The following is a 21,028-nucleotide window of genomic DNA, read 5'->3' on the forward strand; positions in this document are numbered from 1 at the left end:
GCGCAAGGAGGACGATATCCGCCGCGCTGCGCAAATGGCCCTGGAGGTGTCGCGCAACACCGACATCAGTGCCCGCGAGGGGGCGAGCGTGGTGCAGGAAGCGGTGCAGACGATGCAGGCGGTGGCCGATCAGATGCACAGCGCATCGACCACCATCGAGGCCCTGGGCAAGCAGTCGCTGGTCATCAGCTCGATCGTGCAGACCATCGGCAGCATCGCCTCGCAGACCAACTTGCTGGCGCTCAACGCTGCCATCGAAGCGGCCCGTGCGGGCGAGCAGGGGCGCGGGTTTGCCGTGGTCGCCGATGAGGTGCGCCAGCTTGCAGCGCGCACCAGCGCGGCGACCGAAGAGATCGTCGCGGTGGTGGCGCGTAACCAGCAATTGGCCGATCAAGCGGTGGTGGAGATCGAACACAGCCGCGAGCAGGCGGGGGTCGGGCTGACCCTGGCAGGCCAGGCGGGCAGCGCCATCACCGATATCCAGGAAGGCGCACGCCGCGTGGTGCAGGCGGTCGGGCAGGTGACCCAGGACCTGCGCTGAGCCGCAGATATCAGTCGGGCTGGCGCCAGATCAGCTCGCGGGTATCGTAGCCGCGCTGGCGAGCCACTTCGAGCAACTGGTTGCGCGTGCGTTCGCTCACCGTAGGGGTGCGCGACAGCAGCCACAGGTACTCGCGGTTCGGATGGCCAACCACGGCCACGCGGTAGTCCGGATCGTGGTACAGCACCCAGTATTCGCCCTTGGCGGTGTCCGGCGCCAGTTTGCTGAACCAGTTGTCGAACCTCACCCACAGCTTGTCGGTCTGGCCGGGTTGCTGCAGCTGGGCAATGCCGGTCGCCTCCTGCCACTCGCCGTCTTCGTCTCGGCAGCGGTTGGTGACATCGACCTGGCCATCTTCGCGCAACTGGTAATTAGCCTCGGACTGCACGCAGTCACGTTGGAAGAACATCGGCAGGCGTGCCAGTTCGTACCATTTGCCCTGGTACTGCTCGAGATTGACCGGCATGGTCTTGGGTGGCGGCTTGTCCGCCGAGGAGCCGACGCAACCGCCCAGCGCCAGGGCCAGGCAGGAAACCAGCAAGGTGGCGCGAATCGCCATGAAGAACCTCCGCAATGACTGTGGTGTCATTGCTTGGACGACGGACACTGGCGAAAGTTGAATCTTTCAGCGTGGCTCCAGCGCGGCGTCCATCATCCGCTCAAGCGCGGCATACTCGGCATGGCTGACCGCAACCAGGCCGCTGGCGTCCTGGGAGTGGGCGAAGGCGGCGAGGGCTTCGGGGTCGTCGAGCATGGCCTGGCGAATGCGCGTCTTGAGCGCCGGGCACAGGTTGGCGCGGAACACGTAGGGGTCGTAGTAGATCGGCGCCGAACGCCACAGCACCTGGAGCCTGGCGGGGTCGATGGCGTGGCTGGCAAGGTAGGCGTCGGCGCGCTCGCTGGCGACGAAGGCGGCATCGACGCGCCCTTCCAGCAGGGCCTGCAGCGCCTTGTCATGGGTGCCGGCGTACACCAGCGCACCGAAGTAGCGCTGCAAGGGCGTGGTCACCTGCGCTGCGAACTCGACGCTCGGTACCAGGCTGCCGGAGGTGCTGGCCGGGTCGCTCAGTGCCACGCGCTTGCCGCGCAGTGCCGTCAGGTCCGCAGGCCCCGGGCTGCGGGTGAGCAGTAATGCCTGGTAGTGGTTGCCGGCCGGGGTATAGGGCCCGGCGCTCAGGGTGAAGGTGGCGAAGGCCTCGACCTGCGGGTCGCGACGGTACGCCAGTACATAGGAGGCCGGCCCCAGCCGGGCGATGTCGGCGCCGCCGGAGACGATGGCATCGACCACGCCCTCGTAGGAGGGCGCGACCACCAGCTCCACCGGCACGCCCGTGGCCTCGCTCAGGCGCTGCAACAGTGGCTGGTTCTCGCGCAGCATCGCCTCGGCGCCCTTGAGCGGGATCACCGCCAGGCGCAGGCTGCGGGGCGCACAGTCGGCCCGCGCGGCGACCGCTGGCAGCATCAGGGCCAGCAGTGTCAGTGCTTTCAATGCACGCATGATTTCTCCTCAAGGGCATTGAAGGGCGGGTAGTCGCGCAGTTGTGCCGGCGACAGCGGACGGCTGAAGTGATAGCCCTGGGCAATGTCGCAACCGGCGAGCTTCAGGCACACCAACTGCTCGCGGGTCTCCACGCCCTCGGCCACCACCTCCAGGCCCAGGCGCTTGGCCAGGATGATGGTCGAGGAGACGATCGGGCTGTCGTCATGGCTGTTGCACAGCGGCGCGATCAGGGCGCGGTCGATCTTCAGCTTCGACAGCGGCAGCGCCTGCAGGTGGGCGAAGCCCGCGTAGCCACGACCGAAGTCGTCGAGGCTGATGCCGATACCGGCCGCGCGCAGCCGGTGCAGGTGCTCAAGGGCTGTGCCTTCGGGGTCGAGCACGGTGGTTTCGGTGATCTCCAGCTCCAGGTGCCGTGCGTCGATGGCATGCTGCGCCAGGTTTTCCAGCAAGCGCTCGCTGAAGTCGGCCTGGCGCAGTTGCAGCGCCGAGACATTCACCGCCAGGCGCGTATCACGGCCCTGAGCCTGCCAGCTCGCCAACGCCTCGCAGGCCAGGCGCAGCACCTCCCAGCCCAGCTCGACGATGAAGCCGCTGCGCTCGGCCATGCCGATGAAACGGTCCGGGTAGAGCAGGCCGAACTCGGGATGCTCCCAGCGCACCAGTGCCTCGTAGCCCAGTACCTGCAGGGTGTCGAGACGAATCTGCGGCTGGAAGTGAAGCACGAACTGGTGCTCGGCCAGGGCGCTGCCGAAGGCCTGTTCGAGGGTGAAGGCCTGGATGTCGGGCAGGTTCAGCGAAGGGTCGAAGAAGCGGTACTGCGCACGCCCTGCCTGCTTGGCCGAGTACATCGCCGCGTCCGCACAGCGGATCAGGCTGTCGATTTCCTGGTCATCGCGCGGGGCGATGCTCACCCCGACACTGGGGCTGGTGTTGACTTCCTTGCCGTCCAGGGCGTAGGTCGCGGAAAGCTTGACCACCAGCGCGCGGACCCAGGCGTCGATCTGTTCCTCGCTGCGGTTGCCGGCCAACAGCACCACGAATTCATCGCCGCCGAAGCGCGAGGCTTCGTCTTCGGGTTCGAGCATGCGCTGGATGCGCCCGGCGACGGCTTGCAGCAACAGGTCGCCGATCTTGTGGCCGAGTGAATCGTTGATCGACTTGAAACGATCCATGTCGATGAACAGGATCGCCGTCAGGCGACGCCGGGCGCGCTGGCGAGCGAGGGCCTGGGCGGCGACTTCGACGAACTGGCGGCGGTTGTGCAGGCCGCTGAGGTGGTCGGTGGCGGCGGCGTGGCTGCTGCGTCGGTGTTCATCCTCCAGGCGCCCGATCAACTGCTGGTTGACCTGTTGCGTCTGCTCCAGCTCGCTGAAGGCTTCCTGACGCTTGCGCAGCAGGCGCAGGCTCCAGAACAGGCCGCCGAGGATCAGCAGGGTCATGCACAGGTTCAGCCAGAACTGGCGGTCGTAGGCGAGGGTGGTGGGCGCGAGAATCTCGTCATGACGCTGGCTGACCACCACGCTGAAGCCGCGGTCGGCGACCCGGCGGTACAGGCTCTGGTAGGTGCTGGCGTAGGTGTACTGGGTGAACTGCCCCGCGTCGCTGTTGCCGCTGGGCAGTTCCGGCTCCAGCGACTCGGCGGCCACCACCACGCCGCTACTGTCGATGCGTACGCGCTCCTGGCCGTCCGCCTGGAGCAGGCGCAACAGGCCGCTGTGACCCAGGTCGATGTGCTGGAAGAGCACCGCCAGGTAGCCGATGTCCAGCTGTACCACGAGAATGTTGTCGATCTCGCGGCCGCTCAGGTCGGTCAGCGGCAGCAGGAAGGGCAGGCGCCATTTTGGCAAGGCGTTGGGGGCGTTGTCGGGGGCGATCTGGGGCATGAAGGGCTTGAAACCATGGCGCGCGACATGTTGCTTGAGCTGCTTGAGCCAGTCTTCCGGCAGTTGCTGGGCTTCGTCGAAATGGCTAGCGGAGACCAGCCGACCCTGCTGGTCGTACAGGCTCATGCGCTTGAACACGGGGTCTTCGGCCAGCAGCCGCGCCAAGCTGAGGTTGCCCTGGCGCATGTTGAGCAGGTCATCCTGAGTGACACGCCCTACGGCCTGGGCCCGATCGACCAGTTGGCGTAGGCTTTCGCCGACGATGCTGGCCAGGTTCAGGTGCTCGGCGGCCTTGGCCGCCAGGGCATCATGACGGGCGGCGGCCTTTTGCGTGAAATGCAGCCCCCAGAGAAAGGCCAGGGTGACGGTGCACAGCATCAGCAGCAGCAGGGGCAACAAGCCTGCAGGCGAGGGGGAGCGGCGGTTCACGTTGTGTTGTTCCCGGGCCCTGTGGTGCAGCAAAAATAAGACAGCAAGATGACAGAGGAATGACTGGTGGCGAAATGCTTCTATCCACCGCAGCCTGCTCCTTTGTGTGCAGGAGCAAGCGTCTTGTTCAAAATCTAGAGGCCAGTCCAACCCCTGTGGGAGCGGCCTTGTGCCGCGATCGGGCGCGAAGCGGCCGTAAAACCAGGCGCCGAGATCTATCAGGAAAACCTCGGTTGCCGAGTTTGCGGCCGCTTCGCGCCCGATCGCGGCACAAGGCCGCTCCTACACCGAGATCGGTGTGCTCTGCTACTGGTTGACCAAAGCCTGCAACGCCGCCCGGGCCTCATCGCTGGCCAGGCACTGAATAAACAGTTCGCCCTCGCGCCGCACGGTCTCTTCCAGCTCCCGTCGCTGCCCATCCTTGAGCAGGCGTTTGCTGATGCGCAGGGCCTGCTGCGGCATGGCCTGCAAGCGTCGGGCAAGCGCTACCGCGGCCGCCAGGCACTGTTCGCCGTCGTCATGCAACTCATTGGCCAGGCCCCAGGCCAGTGCCTGTTCGCCGCTGAGCAACTCGTTGGCCAGCAGCAGTCGCGCCGCCCGCTGATGTCCGAGCAGGCGTGGCAGCAGCAGGCTCGAGCCGAATTCCGGGCACACGCCCAAGGGCGCGAAGGGCATGCGCAGTTTCGCCGAGCGACTGACCAGCACCTGGTCGCAGTGCAGCAACAGGGTGCAGCCGATGCCGATGGCGGGGCCGTTGACGGCGGCGAGCAGCGGCTTGTCCAGTGCCAGCACGGTGCGCATCATGCGAAACACCGGGCTGTCCAGATCACGTGGGGGGTTGTCGAGAAAGTCGCGCAGGTCATTGCCGGCGCTGAAGCACGCCGTGCCGCCGGTCAGCAGGATCACCTCGACGGCCGGGTCTTCGCTGGCCGCCTGCAGATGGCGGTCCAGCTCGCTGTACATCTCGCTGTTGAGCGCGTTGAGCTTGTCGGGGCGGTTGAAGGTCAGGGTCAGTAAACCCTGGTCGAGGCTGCAGGTGATCAGGTCGGACATGGCTGGGATTCTTGTTATTGGCCGGAGCACAGGGTTTATCACGCGCTGCGCCTTGTTGTACAGTCGTTCAGTCCAACCCGCCACCACGAGAATCTGCATGACCCAGGAAGCCCGCTACAACCGCATGGCGCCCGAAGAGCGCAAGGCCATCCTGGTCCAGGCGACCCTGGCCTGTCTCAAGCGCGATGGCTTCCAGGGCGCGTCGATCCGCAAGATCTCCGCCGAGGCAGGGGTGTCGGTAGGGCTGATCAGTCACCATTATTCGGGTAAGGACGAACTGGTCGCCGAGGCCTACCGCGCTGTGACCGGGCGGGTCATGGGCCTGCTGCGCGAGGCCATGGCGCAGGCCGCACCCAATGCCCGCGAGCGCCTGTCGGCGTTCTTTCGCGGATCGTTCTGCGCCGAGTTGCTCGACCCGCAGTTGCTCGACGCCTGGCTGGCCTTCTGGGGCGCGGTGAAAACCGCCGAGGCGATCAATCAGGCGCACGACCACTCCTACTCCGAATACCGCAACGAACTGGCCGCACTGCTGGCGGCGTTGGCCGGCGAGGAGGGCTGGCAGGCCTTCGACGCGGACCTCGCCGCGATCAGCCTGAGCGCCTTGCTCGATGGCCTGTGGCTCGAATCGGGGCTCAATCCCAACACCTTCACCCCGGAACAGGGCGTGCAGATCTGCGAGGCCTGGGTCGATGGCCTGCAGGCCGGCGGGCGTCGGCGCTTCAGCCTGCCGGGAGGCTGTTGATCGGTCGTTCAGTACCGGGTAGGCTGCTGGCGCGGGTTTCAGAACAACATCAAAGAAGAGACCACACGCAATGACACCTCGGGTACTGGTCGTCGACGACGATCCGCTCATTCGTGACCTGTTGCAGGCCTATCTCGCGCGAGAAGGCTACGACGTACGCTGCGCCGACACCGCCGAAGAGGCCGAGCGCTACCTGGCCAGCCAGCCGGTGGACCTGGTCATGCTCGACATCCGCCTGCCGGGCAAGGACGGCCTAACCCTGACCCGCGAGCTGCGGGTGCGCTCGGAGGTCGGCATCATCCTGATCACTGGCCGCAACGATGATATCGACCGCATTGTCGGCCTTGAATGCGGCGCCGACGACTATGTGATCAAGCCCCTCAACCCGCGTGAACTCGTGTCGCGGGCCAAGAACCTGATCCGTCGCGTGCGCCACGCCCAGACAACCCGCCCTGGCGCCATCGCCAGCCCTTGCCTCAAGCAGTTCGCCGACTGGGCGCTGGACAGCGATCGACGCCGGTTGATCGACCCGCAGGGCGGTGAAACCCTGCTGACCCATGGCGAGTTCCAGCTGCTCAGCGCGTTCCTGCGCAACAGCGGCCACACCCTCAGCCGCGACCAGTTGATGGACCAGATCCGCAACCGCGAGTGGGTGCCCAACGACCGTTCCATCGACGTGCTGGTTGGCCGTCTGCGGCGCAAGTTGCACGACGACCCGGCCGAGCCGCAACTGATCATCACCATCCACGGCACCGGCTACCTGTTCACCGCCAGCGTGGCGGCCTGAGGCCATGCGCGGCCTGGGCCTCGCCTGGCTGTTGCTGCTGAGCGTGCAGGCGCTGGCGGCAGCGCCGGTGCGTTACTGCGACTACCCGGTGTACCCGCCGGTGTCGTGGAGCGATGGCAAGCAGGTGCGCGGCCTGGCGCCGACCGTGGTGCGCGAGTTGTTCGCCCGGCTCGGGCTGGAGGTCGAGATCGTGGTGCTGGGCAACTGGAAGCGCTGCCTGCTGGATGCAGCCGAAGGACGGGTGGATGTGGTGCTGGCCTACAGCAGCGACCAACGTGATCAAGGCATGCGCTTCTCCCGAGTGCCGGTACTGCGCGAGGAGGTCGCGGTATTCGTCAACCGCAAGCGACCGGTACGTTTCGAACAGCTCGACGATCTTGCCAGCTATCGCGGCGGGCTGCTGTTCGGCGAAAGCTACGGCCCGGCCTTCGACCGTTTCGTTGCCCGCCACCAGAACATCGAATGGGTGTCGTCCAGCCAGCAGAATTTCGGCAAGCTGATTCGCGGGCGCATCGACTTCGTGATCCAGGAGCGGCGCACTGGCGAGCTGTTCGTCGAGCACCTGCCCGGCGCAGGCGATATCCAGGCGCTGCCCGCGGCGCTGAGTGTCGACTATCTGCGTGTAGCCGTTTCACGCCATAGCCCCTTGAGCCAGCGCATGGATGAGATCGACGCGCAGTTGCAGCAGATGAGCGAGCGCGGCGAAATCGACAACTGGCTGCATCAGAGCGAAGTGACCTACCGCGACATGATCGGGCAACCGGCAGGTGCGCGATGATTCGTCTGCGCGCCGACGGCCTGCTGCGCCGCCTGCTGCTGTTCATCCTGCTGTTCAGCCTGTGCTTCACCGTGCTGGCCAGCGCGGTGCAGCTGTATTTCGAGTACCGCCGCGAAATGCGCGATATCGACGCGCGCATGGAACTGATCCGCGCCGGTTACCTGGCGAGCCTGGAGCGCAGCCTGTGGGACCTTGACCAGGAGCAGCTCAACGTTCAGTTGCGCGGGCTGGTGGACTTCTCCGATGTGGCTCGGGTGCGGCTGGACAGCAGCGACTTTCAGTTGCTGCAAGGCCAGGCCGAACCTGCCGGGCCACTGCGCGTCGAGCGGTTCGCCCTGGATTTCCAGCCGCCCTCCGGGCCGCCGAGGCACTTGGGGGAACTCGAGGTGAGCATCGACTTGGGCGCGGTGCACCAGCGCCTGTTCGCCACCGGGCTGACCAGCCTGCTATGGATGAGCGTGTTTCTCTGCGGGCTGGCGGTGGCGCTGTCCGGGCTGTTCTACCGCCTGGTCACCCGCCACTTGCAGGTGATGGCCGAGTTTGCCCGGCGCGTGGCGGCGGGCCAGTGGCAGGAGCCGCTACGCCTGGACAAGCGGCGTTCGCCACGCGCCGATGAGATCGACACCGTGGCCCACGCCCTGGACGACATGCGCCAGGCGATCCTCAGCGATATCGAGCGCCGCGAGCAGGATCGCCTGGCCCTGCAGGACAAGCGTGACGAACTGCAGGCCATGGTCGAGCGGCGCACCGAAAGCCTGGCCCGGGCCAAGGACGAAGCCGAGGCGGCGAACCTGGCCAAGTCGCGCTTCCTGGCGACCATGAGCCACGAGTTGCGCACGCCGCTCAACGGCATTCTCGGCATGGCCGAACTGCTGCGTACCAGCAGCTTCGACCCGTTGGGCCGCAAGCGTCTGGAGGCGCTGTACAAGGCCGGCGAAGGGCTGTCGAGCATCCTCAACGAGGTGCTGTTCTTCGCCCGTCTGGAAGAAGGTGAAAGCCACCCGGAGCCCGTGAATTTTGCCCTGCGCCAGCTGTGCAGCGAGGTGCTGACCCTGCTCGAGCCGCGCGCCACCGCCAATGGCACCGAGCTGGACTGCCATATCGATGCCCGGCTGGCGCCCCATCAGTTCGGCGCCGAGCAGTACCTGCGCCAGGTGCTGAGCAACCTGCTGGCCAATGCGATCAAGTTCACCGAAGGCGGCCGGGTCAGCCTCGAGGTGCGCGTGCTGCAGGGGCAGTGGTTGCGGGTGCAGGTCAGCGATGACGGCATCGGCATCGCCCCGGCAATGCAGGCGCGGATCTTCGAGCGCTTCACCCAGGCCAGCGAAACCGTGGCTCGACGTTACGGCGGCACGGGCTTGGGGCTTGCAATCTGCAAGCACCTGATCGAACGCCTGGGCGGTCGGATCGGCGTGGATAGCCGCGAAGGGCAGGGCAGTTGCTTCTGGTTCGAGGTGGAGCTGCCCGCGGGGCGTGACGTCGCCGCCCTGTCAGCCAGCCAGGGGCTTTCGCCTGCCCTCGAGATCCTGGTGGTCGAGGATGTGGCGCTCAACCGCGAGGTGGCGGGCGGCTTGCTCGAGTGTGACGGTCACCGGGTCAGCTTCGCCGAGGATGCGGCGCAGGCGCTGGCGGTCTGCGCACAACGACGCTTCGACCTGCTGCTGCTGGATGTGCACCTGCCAGGCATGAGCGGTGTCGAGTTGTGCCGGCAACTGCGCGCGGGCGCCGGGCCGAATCGGCAGACGCGAATCCTGGCCCTGACGGCGGGCGTGCAACCGGCCGTGGTACGCGGCTACCTGGAAGCCGGGATGCAAGGGGTGCTGGCCAAACCGTTGCGCCTGGATCGACTGCGCCGTGCACTGGCCCAGGCCGAGCCGCTGGTGCTCGAGCCCGATGCACACACCGCCCTGGATCTGGCCCTGCTGCAAACCCATCGCCAGTTGCTCGGCGAGCAGAAGGTGCAGGGGCTGCTGGCGACCCTGCGCCAGAGCCTCGAGGCGCAGCGCGGGGCTTTGCTCGACGCCCTGCACCTGGGGGACTGCACCCAGGCCGCAGACTTGGCCCATCGCCTGGCGGGCAGCAGCGATTCGTTGGGGCTGAGCGGGTTGGCGACGGCGTTGAGGCAGGTCGAGCAAGCAGCAGTGGCTCTGGACAGCCAGGCGCTGCAAGCGCTGGCAGACAGTACGCGAACCGCCCTGGATGCCGCGCTCATCCTGCTGGAGCAGTTGATCCAGAGCGCTCGTACATAATTCTTACGACTTTTTACATCTTCGATCCCAAGCTTCAACGTCCGCTTACATCGCTTTCCAATAATCCCTGACAACCGTGTGGTTCGCGGTCCGTCAGGCTTATTGGAGATAAGAATAATGAAAGGTCCCAAAGCTCAGCCCAACACCATGCTGGAGGTGCTTTATGTCTGAGCCCTCCGAACGCAAAGGCATCCACCTCACTCGCGCGCTCAAGAGCCGGCACATTTTCATGCTGTCGCTGGGCGGTGTGATCGGCACCGGCCTGTTCATGGGCTCCGGGGTGACCATCAACCAGGGTGGCCCGATGGGGGCGATCCTGGCCTACCTGGTGGCAGGCTTCCTGATGTACCTGGTGATGGTCTGCCTGGGTGAGCTGTCGGTGCAGATGCCGGTATCGGGCTCGTTCCAGGCCCACGCGACAAAATACATCGGCCCGGCCACGGGCTTCATGATTGGCTGGGTGTACTGGATGAGCTGGGCCACCACCGTGGGCCTGGAGTTCACCGCCGCCGGCATGCTGATGACCCGCTGGTTCCCCGAGGTGCCGATCTGGTACTGGTCGGCGCTGTTCGTTGCCGTGCTGTTCGGCCTCAACGCCTTGGCGACCCGGGCTTTCGGCGAGGCCGAGTACTGGTTCTCGGGGGTCAAGGTCGCGGCGATCCTGGGCTTCATCATCGTCGGTATCCTGGTCATCTTCGGCGCCATCCCGCTGACCAGCGGCGCACCGGCACCGATGCTCGACAATCTGGTTGGCGACTCGCTGTTCCCCAACGGGCTGCCTGCGGTGTTCGCAGTGATGATGACTGTGGTCTATGCCTTCCAGGGCTGCGAAATCATGGGGGTGGCTGCGGGCGAGACCGACCAGCCGGAAAAGAGCATCCCGCGGGCGGTGCGCAATGTGGTGTTCCGCGTACTGATCTTCTACGTGCTGGCCATCGCGGTGCTGTCGGCCATCGTGCCGTGGCAGCAGGCGGGGCTGATGGAGAGCCCGTTCGTGCAGGTGTTCGACATGGTCGGTATCCCGTACGCGGCCGACCTGATGAACTTCGTGATTCTCACCGCCATTCTCTCGGTGGGCAACTCGGGGTTGTACGCCTCCACGCGCATCCTCTGGGCCATGTCCAAGAGCGGCATGGCCCCGAAAAGCCTGTCGCCCCTGAGCTCGCGCGGTGTGCCGCTGCGGGCGCTGAGCATCACCCTGTGCTTTGCCCTGGTGTCGCTGATGACCAGTTTCATTGCCGCCGACACCTTGTTCATGGTGCTGATGGCGGTGAGCGGAATGTCCGGGACCGTGACCTGGATCGTCATCGCCCTGGCGCAGTACCGCTTCCGCCGTGCGTTCCTGCGCGAGGGCGGCAAGCTCGAGGACATCAAGTACCGCGCGCCGTTGTACCCGCTGATCCCGCTGCTGTGCATCACCCTGTGCAGCTCGCTGTTCGTGTTCCTGGCGCTGGATGAAACGCAGAGGCCGTCGCTGTACTGGGGCTTTGGCTTCATTGCCCTGTGCTACCTGGCGTACTTCGTGATGAACCGCAAGCGCTCGCAGACCTTCGTGCCGACGGCGCCCGGGGTTTGAATCTTCGCTGAAACCACTGGCCCTATCGCCGGCCCGCTCCTACAGATGCGATCTCTGTAGGAGCGGGCTTGTCCCGCGATGAGGCCCTCCGCAACACCCCCAAACCCCGATTGTTCGAAGTTGTAACAGCCCCATATGCGCCAATTGCCGCCTTGTTGAACACTCGTTTAGTATCTTCTCCAAGCCCACCCCAACCACAACAACTCGAGGCTTCCCATGACCAGCCTGTTGACCACCCTCGAAGCCGGTGTCGCCTGGATCACGCTCAACCGCCCCGACCAGCGCAATGCCCTGGACATCCCCACCCTCAAGCACCTGCACAGCCTGCTCGAAGACTTCAACGCCGACCCCGCCGTGCGCGTGGTGGTACTGACTGGCAGTGGGCGCAGCTTCTGCGCCGGCGCCGACCTTGCCGAATGGGCCGAGGCCGAGGCTCGCGGCGCCTTGGAAAGCTACGGCTGGACCGAAACCGCCCATGCCTTGATGCAGCGCCTGCACACCCTCGACAAACCCACCCTCGCCGCGATCAACGGCACCGCCGTCGGCGCCGGCATGGACCTGACCCTGTGCTGCGACCTGCGCATCGCCGCCGCTTCGGCGCGCTTCAAGGCCGGCTACACCAGCATGGCCTACAGCCCTGACGCGGGCGCCAGTTGGCACCTGCCGCGGTTGATCGGCAGCGAGCAGGCCAAGCGCCTGTTGTTTCTTGACGAGCTGTGGGGCGCCGAACGGGCGCTCGCCGCAGGCCTGGTGGGCGAAGTCTGTGCCGACGATCAACTGCTGAGCGTCACCGCCGAACTCGCCTCACGCCTGGCCCAGGGCCCGACTTTCGCCTTCGCCCAGACCAAGCGCCTGATCCGCGACGGTGCCCAGCGCACCCTGGCCGAGCAATTGTCTGCAGAACTGGCCGCCGGGCTGCTGTGTGGCCGCAGCGAGGACGGTGCCGAGGCTCTGCGCGCCTCCGTCGAGCGCAGGCCCGCGCGCTTCGTCGGCAAATGACCTTCCAGCACCTCCCTCAGTACCTTCTCCAGGACCATGCCAGATGAATTTCCAACTGACCCAAGAACAAGAAATGTTGGTGGAAGCGGTACGCAGTTTCGTTGCCAAGGAGCTGCTGCCCCACGAGGAAGAGGTCGACCGCGCCGACGCGGTGTCGCCCGAGCTGGCGGCGCAGATCCGCGGCAAGGCCATCGCCGCAGGCTTCTATGCCTTCAACATGCCCGAGGAGGTCGGCGGTGGCGGGCTTGATTACCTGTCCCAGGCGCTGATCGAGCGTGAGTTGTCGAAGGTGTCTTGGGCCGTGCACGTGTTCGTCGCACGCCCTTCGAAAATTCTCATGGCCTGCAAGGACGAGCAGATCAACGACTACCTGCTGCCCAGCGTACAGGGCGAGAAGATCGATTGCTTCGCCCTCACCGAGCCTGGCGCCGGTTCCGATGCCAACGCCATCAAGACCCGCGCCGTGCGCCAGGGCGACAACTTCGTGATCAACGGCAGCAAGCATTTCATCAGCCATGCCGGGCATGCCGACTTCGCCATCGTCTTCGCCGTTACCGACACCTACGAACACAACGGCCGCAAGCGCAATGCCGTGACCGCTTTCCTGGTCGATCGCGGCACACCCGGCATGACCGTCCGCCGTGGGCCCAAGTGCGTGAGCAATCGCGGCTATCACACCTACGAGCTGTTCTTCGACGACTGCAAGGTGCCCGCCAGCAAGGTGCTGGGCGAGGTCGGCAAGGGCTGGGAAGTGGCCAACGCCTGGCTGACCGCCGGGCGGGTGATGGTCGCCGCCAACTGCGTCGGCCAGGCCCAGCGTGCACTGGACCTGTCGCTGCAGTGGTCGGCGGATCGCAAGCAGTTCGGCCAACCGATCGGCAGTTATCAGGGCGTGTCGTTCAAGCTTGCCGACATGGCTACGCAGATTCGCGCGGCCGAGCTGCTGACCCTGCACACCGCCTGGAAAATGGACCAGGGCAGCATGACCGATGGCGAGGCCGGCATGGCCAAGCTGTTCGCCAGCGAAGTGCTGGGCAAAGTCGCCGATGAAGCGGTACAGATCTTTGGCGGCACGGGCCTGATGGACGAGGGACCGGTGGAGCGGATCTGGCGCAATGCGCGGATCGAGCGGATCTGGGAGGGCACGTCGGAGATCCAGCGGCACATCATTTCCCGCGAACTGCTGCGCCCTCTGCTGCGCTGATCGGGCTGGAGAATACTCATGTCGCAGTCGATTCGTGACAACCTCAAGCGTCTGCTGGCGCCGCGGCACCTGGCCTTCGTCGGTGGCCGCAGCATGGCCCGCGCCCTCAAGCGCTGCGCCGAAGGCGGGTTCCAGGGCCCGATGTGGCTGGTCAACCCGCAGCACCCCAGCATCGATGGCATCCCGTGCGTGGCCACCGTCGCCGAGCTGCCGTGCGGCCCGGATGCCGTGTTCATCGCCACCAACCGCGAGCTGACCCTGGCCTGCGTCGAGCAACTCGCCGCGCTCGGTGCCGGTGGGGCTATCTGCTACGCCTCGGGCTTTGCCGAAAGCGGCGCCGAGGGCGAGGCCTTGCAGCAGCGCCTGCTGCAGGCGGCCGGCAACATGGCGCTGCTCGGGCCCAACTGCTACGGCCTGCTCGACTACCTGCACAGCGCCGCGCTGTGGCCGGTCGCCCATGGCGGCAAGACGGTCGAGAAGGGCGTGGCGATCCTCACCCAGAGCGGCAACTTCGCCTACAACCTGTCGATGAGCGACCGCTCGCTGCCGGTGGCCTACATGGCGTCGGTCGGCAACCAGGCGCAACTGGGCGTGGCCGAGTTGATGGACGTGCTGCTGGACGACCCGCGCGTCACCGCCATCGGCCTGCACCTGGAAGGGTTGAAGAATGTGCCTGGCTTTGCCCGCGCCGCGCACAAGGCGCTGGAGCGCGGCACGCCGATCATCGCGCTGAAGACTGGCGTATCGCAGATCGGTGCCGAACTTGCGCTCAGCCACACCAGCTCGCTGTCTGGCTCCGATGCGCTGTACGACGCCTTGTTCAAGCGCCTGGGCGTGATCCGCGTAAGCGGCCCGGTAAGCTTCGTCGAGACCCTCAAGGCCGCCGCCTGCGGGCAGTTGCCCCAAGGCGGGCGGCTGATTGCCCTGGCCTGCTCGGGCGGTGATGCCGGGCTGATCGCCGACTATGCCGAGCGCAATCAGCTGAGCCTGCCCAAACTTGAGCAGGGCCAGGTCGATGAACTGGCCCAGGTCCTGCCCAGCTACGCCAACCTGGTCAACCCGCTGGACTTCACCACGGCCATCTGGGGCGACGGCGAGGCGCTGCAGCGTATGCTCGACAGCGCCCTGCGCAGCGATGCCGATGCGGCGATGCTGGTGCTCGACTATCCGGCCGAGTTCACCGGCGAGCGCAAGGAGTGCGACCTGCTGCTGGCGCTGTACTGCCAGGCCCTGGCGCGTCACGGCAAGATTGGCTTCGTCACCTCGGCCTTCCCCGAGCTGCTGCCGGCCAGCGCCCGTGAGCATCTGCATGCCCATGGCATTGCGGCGTTACAGGGCGTGGAAGATGGCCTGGCGGCCTGGGGGCGGATCGTGGCGTACCAGGCCAATCGACAGCGCCTGCTGGCATTGGGCGAGTCCGCACTGGTGCCATTGTGCCCGCAGGCGCTGACTGGCAAGGCGCGCTTGCTGGACGAGTGGCAGTCCAAGCAGGCCCTGCGGCCCTTTGGTTTGCCGGTCCCGGACGGTCGGCTGAGCACCCCTGGTTCGGCGCTGGCCGATTCGGCCACTGTCGGTTTTCCGCTGGTGCTCAAGGCCGTCAGCGCGCAGTTGCCGCACAAGACCGAAGCCGGCGCGGTGGCGCTGAACCTGCGTGATGGCCGCGCGCTCGAGGCGGCGCTGCACCAGATGCGCGAACGCATCCACGCCCATGCGCCGCAGGTGCCGTTCGATCGAGTACTGCTCGAACCGATGGCCGAGCCCGCGTTGGCCGAGCTGATCGTCGGCATCAAACGCGAGAACGGCTTTGCCCTGGCATTGGTCATTGGTGCTGGCGGGGTGCTGGTCGAGCTGCTCAAGGACAGCACCAGCCTGCTGCTGCCCACCACCGATGGCGCCATCCGCGCCGCCTTGCTCGGGCTGCGCAGCGCCGGATTGCTGCAGGGCTTCCGCGGGCGTCCGGCGGCCGATCTGGATGCCTTGGTGGCCGCGATACGCGCGGTGGCCGGCTACGCCTGCGAAAACGCCAGCCAGTTGCTGGAACTGGACGTCAACCCATTGATGGTCGGCGCCAACGCCACCACGGCGGTCGATGCGCTGATCCGCCTGGGCCAGGCCTGAGGAGATGAACATGCATGACAAACCCTTGACCGGCGGCCAGGCCCTGGTCCGATTGCTGGCCAACTATGGCGTCGACACCGTGTTCGGCATCCCCGGCGTGCACACGTTGGAGCTGTATCGCGGCCTGCCTGGCAGTGGCATCCGCCATGTGCTGACCCGCCATGAACAGGGCGCTGGCTTCATGGCCGACGGCTATGCGCGCATCAGTGGCAAGCCGGGTGTGTGCTTCGTCATCACCGGCCCCGGTGTGACCAATGCCGCCACCGCCATCGGCCAGGCCCATGCCGACTCGATTCCGTTGCTGGTGATTTCCAGCGTCAACCACAGCGCCAGCCTGGGCAAGGGCTGGGGTTGCCTGCACGAGACCCAGGACCAACGCGCGATGACCGCGCCGATCACCGCCTTCTCGGCGCTGGCCCTGAGCCCGGAAGACCTGCCTGAGCTGATCGCCCGCGCCTGGGCGGTGTTCGACAGCGAGCGACCGCGGCCGGTGCATATTTCGGTGCCGCTGGATGTGCTGTCGGCAGCGGTGGCGCGTGACTGGAGCGCCGAGGTGGTACGCCGTCCTGGTCGCAGCGTGCCGGATCGCACGGTGCTGGATCAGGCAGCGGCCAGGCTGGCGGCGGCCAAGCGCCCGATGATCATCGCTGGCGGTGGGGCATTGCAGGCGGGTGCTGAACTGGCCGCGCTGAGCGAGCGCCTGGCGGCACCGGTGTTCACCAGCGTGGCAGGCAAGGGGCTGCTGCCGCCTGAGGCGCCGCTCAGTGCCGGCGCGAGCCTGTGTGTGGAGCCTGGCTGGCAGATGATCGCCGAGGCTGACGTGGTGCTGGCGGTGGGGACCGAGATGGCCGACACCGATTTCTGGCGCGAGCGCCTGCCGATCAACGGCGAACTGATCCGCATCGACATCGACCCGCGCAAGTTCAACGATTTCTACCCTTGCGCGCTGGCACTGCAGGGTGATGCGCGCCTCACCCTGGTCGGGGTGCTGGAGCATCTTCCCCAGGTTCGTCGCGACGCCACGGCGGTCATCCAGGCGGTTGCCGGCCTGCGCGAGGCGGTGAGGGCAGGGCATGGTCCGTTGCAGCGGCTGCACCAAGGCATTCTCGACCGTGTGGGCCGGGCATTGCCGGACAATGCCTTCATCAGTACCGACATGACGCAGTTGGCCTATACCGGCAACTACGCCTTCCCCAGCAAGGCGCCGCGCAGTTGGCTGCATCCCACGGGGTACGGAACCCTGGGTTATGGTCTACCGGCGGGCATCGGCGGCATGTTCGCCGGTGGCGAGCGTCCGGGCCTGGTGCTGGTGGGTGACGGCGGCTTCCTGTACACCGCGCAGGAACTGGCCACGGCGGTCGAGGAGCTGGACCGGCCGCTGGTGGTATTGCTGTGGAACAACGATGCGCTCGGGCAGATCCGCGACGATATGCTGGGCCTGGATATTGAGCCCATCGGCGTGCTGCCGCGCAACCCCGACTTCATCGGCCTGGGCCGCGCCTTCGGTTGCGCCGTGGCGCAGCCCGGCAGCCTCGATGAACTGGAGCAGGAACTCAGGAACGGATTCGCGCGCAACGGCGTCACCCTGATCGAACTCAGGCATGCCTGCGCCCATTGATGGAGGCTTTTCATGCGTTTTTCCAAGCTGACCCAGCGCATCGCCGGTGACGGCGCTGCGGCCTGGGAGATTCATTACCGCGCCCTTGAGCTGCAGGCTCAGGGCCGCGACATCCTGCTGCTGTCGGTGGGCGATCCGGATTTCGATACCCCGGCGCCGATCGTCCAGGCCGCCATCGACAGCCTGCAGGACGGCCACACCCATTACTCCGATGTACGCGGCAAGCTCGCCCTGCGCCAGGCCATCGCCCGGCGCCACCAGCAGCGCAGCGGCCAAGCCGTCGATGCCGACCAGGTGACGGTGCTGGCCGGTGCCCAGTGCGCGTTGTTCTGCGTGGCCCAGTGCGTGCTCGATCCGGGTGACGAGGTGATCGTCGCCGAGCCGATGTACGTCACCTACGAGGCCGTGTTCGGCGCCTGTGGCGCCACGGTGGTACCGGTGCCGGTCAAGCCCGAGCATGGCTTTCGCGTGCAGGCCGAGGATGTTGCCGCACGCATCACACCGCGTACCCGCGCGCTGGCGCTGAACAGCCCGCACAACCCCTCCGGTGCCAGCCTGCCGCGCAGCACCTGGGAGGCGCTGGCCGAACTGTGCGTGGCCCATGACCTGTGGCTGATCAGCGACGAGGTGTACAGCGAGCTGTTGTACGAAGGCGAGCACATCAGCCCTGGCAGCCTGCCAGGCATGGCCGACCGGACCGCGACCCTGAACAGCCTGTCCAAGTCCCACGCCATGACGGGCTGGCGGGTTGGCTGGGTGGTCGGTTCGGCGTCGTTGGCCGCGCACCTGGAGAACCTGGCGCTGTGCATGCTGTATGGCTCGCCGGACTTCATCCAGGATGCCGCCGTGGTGGCGCTGGAGCAGCGCCTGCCGGAGCTCGAAGCGATGCGCGAGGCCTATCGACAGCGGCGCGACCTGGTCTGCGAACGCTTGGCCGATTGTCCGGGGGTGAAGGCGCTCAAGCCTGATGGCGGGATGTTCGTGATGGTCGATATCCGCCAGACCGGCCTCAGCGCCCAGGCGTTTTCCAGCCTGCTGTTGGAGGAGCATGGCGTATCGGTACTGGCGGGGGAGGCGTTCGGGCCGAGTGCGGCGGGGCATATTCGCCTGGGGCTGGTGCTGGGTGCCGAGGCCCTGACCGAGGCTTGCCGGCGGATTGCCCAGTGTGCTTCGAGGGTGCTGGAGGGCAGGGTGGTCACGGGGTGAGGCGCAGGGACCTTTCGCGGGCAAGCCCGCTCCTACAGGTCATCAAGAAATGTGGCGAGCCAGTGGGAGCGGCGGTTCGCCGCTGCGACTTGCCCGCGAAAGGGCCGGCCCTGCCAATCAACCTTCCACAGCCCCCTCAACCGGCCGATCGAACGCAACGAACAACTGGTCCGCCGTGATCGCCCCCAGGTCCAGGCGCATGTTCGCCTCCAGCATCGCGAACAGCCGGGTGAACACCTCGAACACCTTGCAATGATCCTCCATCCCCGAGAACGGGTTGTCGATCTTCTCGGCGATCAGCGAGCTCTCCTGCACTGCGTCGTACACCTCGCGCAGGGTGATCTCGCTGGCCGGACGGGCGAGGGTGAGGCCGCCCTGGGCGCCGCGCCAGGACTTGAGAATGTTGGCCTTGACCATCTGCGAAGCCAGGCTGCGCACCCGTGTGGGGTGCACCTTGACCCACTTGGCGATGGTCTCGGTGCGCAGTTTCTGCGGCGCGTTGGCGGCCACGAACGAGAGGATGTACGAGGCGGTGATCAGGCGGGTCGATTGGCTCATCGGTAAAAATCCCTGGTGAATCGCAAAGTCGGTGTCCCTGTGAAAATCCATCTTGGCAGGGGCATGCCAATGAGTCTAATGTATTTGTCACGATGACAATTACAAATATTCGGTCATCGATGCCTGCGATCCTTCTTTCAGCGGTTCAACAGGGGCAATGCCATGAGCGATAAGAACAACAAGATCACTCAAGCGATGCCCGGCGGCGGCCTGCCACGTCGGGAGTTCCTCAAGTACAGCGCGGCAGCGGCGACCTTCGCCGGCGCCTTCTCCCTGGGCCTGCCCCTGCCGGGCTGGGCCGAGGAGGTCACCCCCAAGGCTGGCGGCACCCTGCGCATGGGGCTGGCCGGGGGCAGCACCACTGACTCGCGTGACCCCGGCACCTGGGCCGACACCTTCACCTTCGTCGGCTTCTCGGCGGTCTACAACACCCTCAGCGAAATCAGCGTCGACGGCACCGCCATTCCGGAGCTGGCCAAGCGCTGGGAGTCCAGCCCGGATGCCAAGGTCTGGACCTTCTTCCTGCGCCAGGGCGTGACCTTCCACGATGGCAAGAGCCTCGATGCCGGCGATGTGGTCGCCTCGATCCAGCATCACCTGGGCGAGAAATCCACCTCGGCGGCCAAGACCGTCCTCGGCGATGTTGCCGTGGTGCGTGCCCAGGACGCCGCCACCGTGGTGTTCGAGCTGCACTCGGGCAACGCCGACTTCCCCTATGTGGTCGCCGACTACCACCTGGTGATCATGCCCGCCAAGGACGGCGCCGCCGACTGGCAGGCCGGTATCGGCACGGGCGGCTATCGCCTCAAGCACTTCGAGCCGGGCGTGCGCATGGACCTGGTGCGCAGCCCCGACTACTGGAAGCCGGGCAGGGCGCATTTCGCCACGGCCGAGTTGCTGTCGATCGCCGACGGCGCGGCGCGGGTCAATGCCCTGGTCACAGGCCAGGTGGATGTGATCAACAAGGTCGACCTCAAGACCGTGGCGCTGCTCAAGCGCAACCCGCAACTGGTGATCGAGGAAACCAAAGGCGCCCAGCACTACACCTTCCCCATGCTCTGCGACACCGCGCAGTTCCAGGACAACAACGTGCGCCTGGCGCTCAAGCACGCCATCGACCGCCAGGCCCTGCTGACCTCGGTGCTGTACGGATACGGCCAGATCGGCAACGACCACCCGATCCAGCCTGGCAGCCGCTTCATCAACACGGCCCTGGAGCAGCGGGTATATGACGCCGACAAGGCGCGCTTCTACCTCAAGCAGGCCGGCATGGACAGCCTCAAGGTGCGCCTGCAGGCCTCCGACGCCGCCTACACCGGCGCGGTCGACGCCTCGGTGCTGTTCAAGGAGCAGGCGCGCAAGGCCGGTATCGACATCGACGTGGTGCGCGAGCCGGCCGACGGCTTCTTCACCAACGTGTGGATGAAGCAGCCGTTCACCACCTCGTTCTGGTACTCGAGCCTGACCGCCGACCGCATGTTCAGCATCGGCTATGCCAAGGGCGCGGCGTGGAACGAGACGCACTGGGACAACCCGCGCTTCAACCAGTTGCTCAACGCTGCCCGTGGCGAGATGAACGCTCCGCTGCGCCAGGAGATGTACAACGAAATGCAGGCGCTGTGCCGCGACGATGGCGGCGCCATCGTGCCGCTGTTCGCAAGCTCCGTCGCGGCGCGCTCCCGGCGGGTGATGCACGGCGGTGTCACCGCTCCTTACGGCGAGCTGGACGGCCTGCGCCTGATCGAGCGCTGGTGGCAGGCCTGAATCCCCCTTTCGTCGCGAGGAC

Annotated in this window: 16 protein-coding genes and 1 pseudogene; 12 read left to right on the forward strand and 5 right to left on the reverse strand. The window is 66.3% G+C overall.

All coding sequences use genetic code 11. From position 1 onward, the window contains the following. Positions 1–106: 106 nt before the first annotated feature. Positions 107–541: pseudogene (locus ACNFHO_RS13820) on the forward strand (methyl-accepting chemotaxis protein); the annotation flags it as partial. Between the two features lie 10 nt (positions 542–551). Here ACNFHO_RS13820 and ACNFHO_RS13825 read toward each other — a convergent pair. The 4 genes from ACNFHO_RS13825 to ACNFHO_RS13840 form a co-directional block, all read right to left on the reverse strand. Further along, positions 552–1,100 carry a lipocalin family protein gene (locus ACNFHO_RS13825; RefSeq protein ID WP_054894128.1) on the reverse strand — a complete coding sequence of 183 codons (549 nt, stop codon included), beginning with the start codon at positions 1,098–1,100 and terminating at the stop codon, positions 552–554. A gap of 66 nt (positions 1,101–1,166) precedes the next feature. Beyond that, positions 1,167–2,039 carry a phosphate/phosphite/phosphonate ABC transporter substrate-binding protein gene (locus ACNFHO_RS13830; protein WP_416766666.1) on the reverse strand — a complete coding sequence of 291 codons (873 nt, stop codon included), beginning with the start codon at positions 2,037–2,039 and terminating at the stop codon, positions 1,167–1,169. After that, positions 2,027–4,354: a putative bifunctional diguanylate cyclase/phosphodiesterase gene (locus tag ACNFHO_RS13835; protein WP_416766667.1), complete on the reverse strand. Its 2,328-nt coding sequence runs from the start codon at positions 4,352–4,354 to the stop codon at positions 2,027–2,029. Before ACNFHO_RS13835 ends, ACNFHO_RS13830 begins: the two co-directional genes overlap by 13 nt. A 306-nt stretch (positions 4,355–4,660) precedes the next feature. After that, complete coding sequence (locus ACNFHO_RS13840) at positions 4,661–5,407, reverse strand: enoyl-CoA hydratase (protein WP_416766668.1); 747 nt, start codon at positions 5,405–5,407, stop codon at positions 4,661–4,663. 97 nt (positions 5,408–5,504) lie between these two features. On the opposite strand from ACNFHO_RS13840, the gene ACNFHO_RS13845 reads away from it, so the two are divergent. The 10 genes from ACNFHO_RS13845 (at position 5,505) to ACNFHO_RS13890 (ending at position 18,684) form a co-directional block, all read left to right on the forward strand. Beyond that, positions 5,505–6,149, forward strand: coding sequence for a TetR family transcriptional regulator C-terminal domain-containing protein (locus ACNFHO_RS13845; RefSeq protein WP_063544536.1), 645 nt, complete (start codon positions 5,505–5,507; stop codon positions 6,147–6,149). Positions 6,150–6,219: 70 nt separating this feature from the next. Next, positions 6,220–6,936: a response regulator gene (locus tag ACNFHO_RS13850; RefSeq protein WP_416766669.1), complete on the forward strand. Its 717-nt coding sequence runs from the start codon at positions 6,220–6,222 to the stop codon at positions 6,934–6,936. 4 nt (positions 6,937–6,940) lie between these two features. After that, a complete protein-coding gene (locus ACNFHO_RS13855; RefSeq protein WP_112898032.1) occupies positions 6,941–7,714 on the forward strand; it encodes a substrate-binding periplasmic protein in 774 nt (257 codons plus the stop codon). Next, the gene (locus tag ACNFHO_RS13860) at positions 7,711–9,963 is read left to right on the forward strand and encodes an ATP-binding protein (protein WP_416766670.1); all 2,253 of its coding nucleotides are present in this window, start codon (positions 7,711–7,713) and stop codon (positions 9,961–9,963) included. Before ACNFHO_RS13855 ends, ACNFHO_RS13860 begins: the two co-directional genes overlap by 4 nt. A 163-nt stretch (positions 9,964–10,126) precedes the next feature. Beyond that, the gene (locus ACNFHO_RS13865) at positions 10,127–11,539 is read left to right on the forward strand and encodes an amino acid permease (protein WP_416766671.1); all 1,413 of its coding nucleotides are present in this window, start codon (positions 10,127–10,129) and stop codon (positions 11,537–11,539) included. A gap of 216 nt (positions 11,540–11,755) precedes the next feature. Then, positions 11,756–12,538, forward strand: a complete 783-nt coding sequence (locus tag ACNFHO_RS13870) for an enoyl-CoA hydratase/isomerase family protein (RefSeq protein WP_065863504.1) — start codon at positions 11,756–11,758, stop codon at positions 12,536–12,538. Positions 12,539–12,581: 43 nt separating this feature from the next. Then, complete coding sequence (locus ACNFHO_RS13875) at positions 12,582–13,742, forward strand: acyl-CoA dehydrogenase family protein (RefSeq protein ID WP_416766672.1); 1,161 nt, start codon at positions 12,582–12,584, stop codon at positions 13,740–13,742. Positions 13,743–13,760: 18 nt separating this feature from the next. Next, a complete protein-coding gene (locus ACNFHO_RS13880) occupies positions 13,761–15,860 on the forward strand; it encodes an acetate--CoA ligase family protein (protein WP_416766673.1) in 2,100 nt (699 codons plus the stop codon). 10 nt (positions 15,861–15,870) lie between these two features. Continuing rightward, entirely contained in the window at positions 15,871–17,478 is a 1,608-nt protein-coding gene (locus ACNFHO_RS13885) for a 5-guanidino-2-oxopentanoate decarboxylase (RefSeq protein ID WP_416766674.1), read from the forward strand. A 12-nt stretch (positions 17,479–17,490) separates the two neighbouring features. Next, positions 17,491–18,684: a pyridoxal phosphate-dependent aminotransferase gene (locus ACNFHO_RS13890; RefSeq protein ID WP_416766675.1), complete on the forward strand. Its 1,194-nt coding sequence runs from the start codon at positions 17,491–17,493 to the stop codon at positions 18,682–18,684. A gap of 117 nt (positions 18,685–18,801) precedes the next feature. Here ACNFHO_RS13890 and ACNFHO_RS13895 read toward each other — a convergent pair whose 3' ends face one another. Further along, positions 18,802–19,242 carry an RrF2 family transcriptional regulator gene (locus tag ACNFHO_RS13895; RefSeq protein ID WP_063544552.1) on the reverse strand — a complete coding sequence of 147 codons (441 nt, stop codon included), beginning with the start codon at positions 19,240–19,242 and terminating at the stop codon, positions 18,802–18,804. A 162-nt stretch (positions 19,243–19,404) separates the two neighbouring features. On the opposite strand from ACNFHO_RS13895, the gene ACNFHO_RS13900 reads away from it, so the two are divergent. Continuing rightward, positions 19,405–21,006: an ABC transporter substrate-binding protein gene (locus ACNFHO_RS13900; RefSeq protein WP_416766676.1), complete on the forward strand. Its 1,602-nt coding sequence runs from the start codon at positions 19,405–19,407 to the stop codon at positions 21,004–21,006. Positions 21,007–21,028: the final 22 nt, after the last annotated feature.

Origin of the sequence: Pseudomonas sp. NY15374, assembly GCF_048068255.1 — a bacterium.
GTDB classification, from domain to species: Bacteria; Pseudomonadota; Gammaproteobacteria; order Pseudomonadales; family Pseudomonadaceae; genus Aquipseudomonas; species Aquipseudomonas machongensis.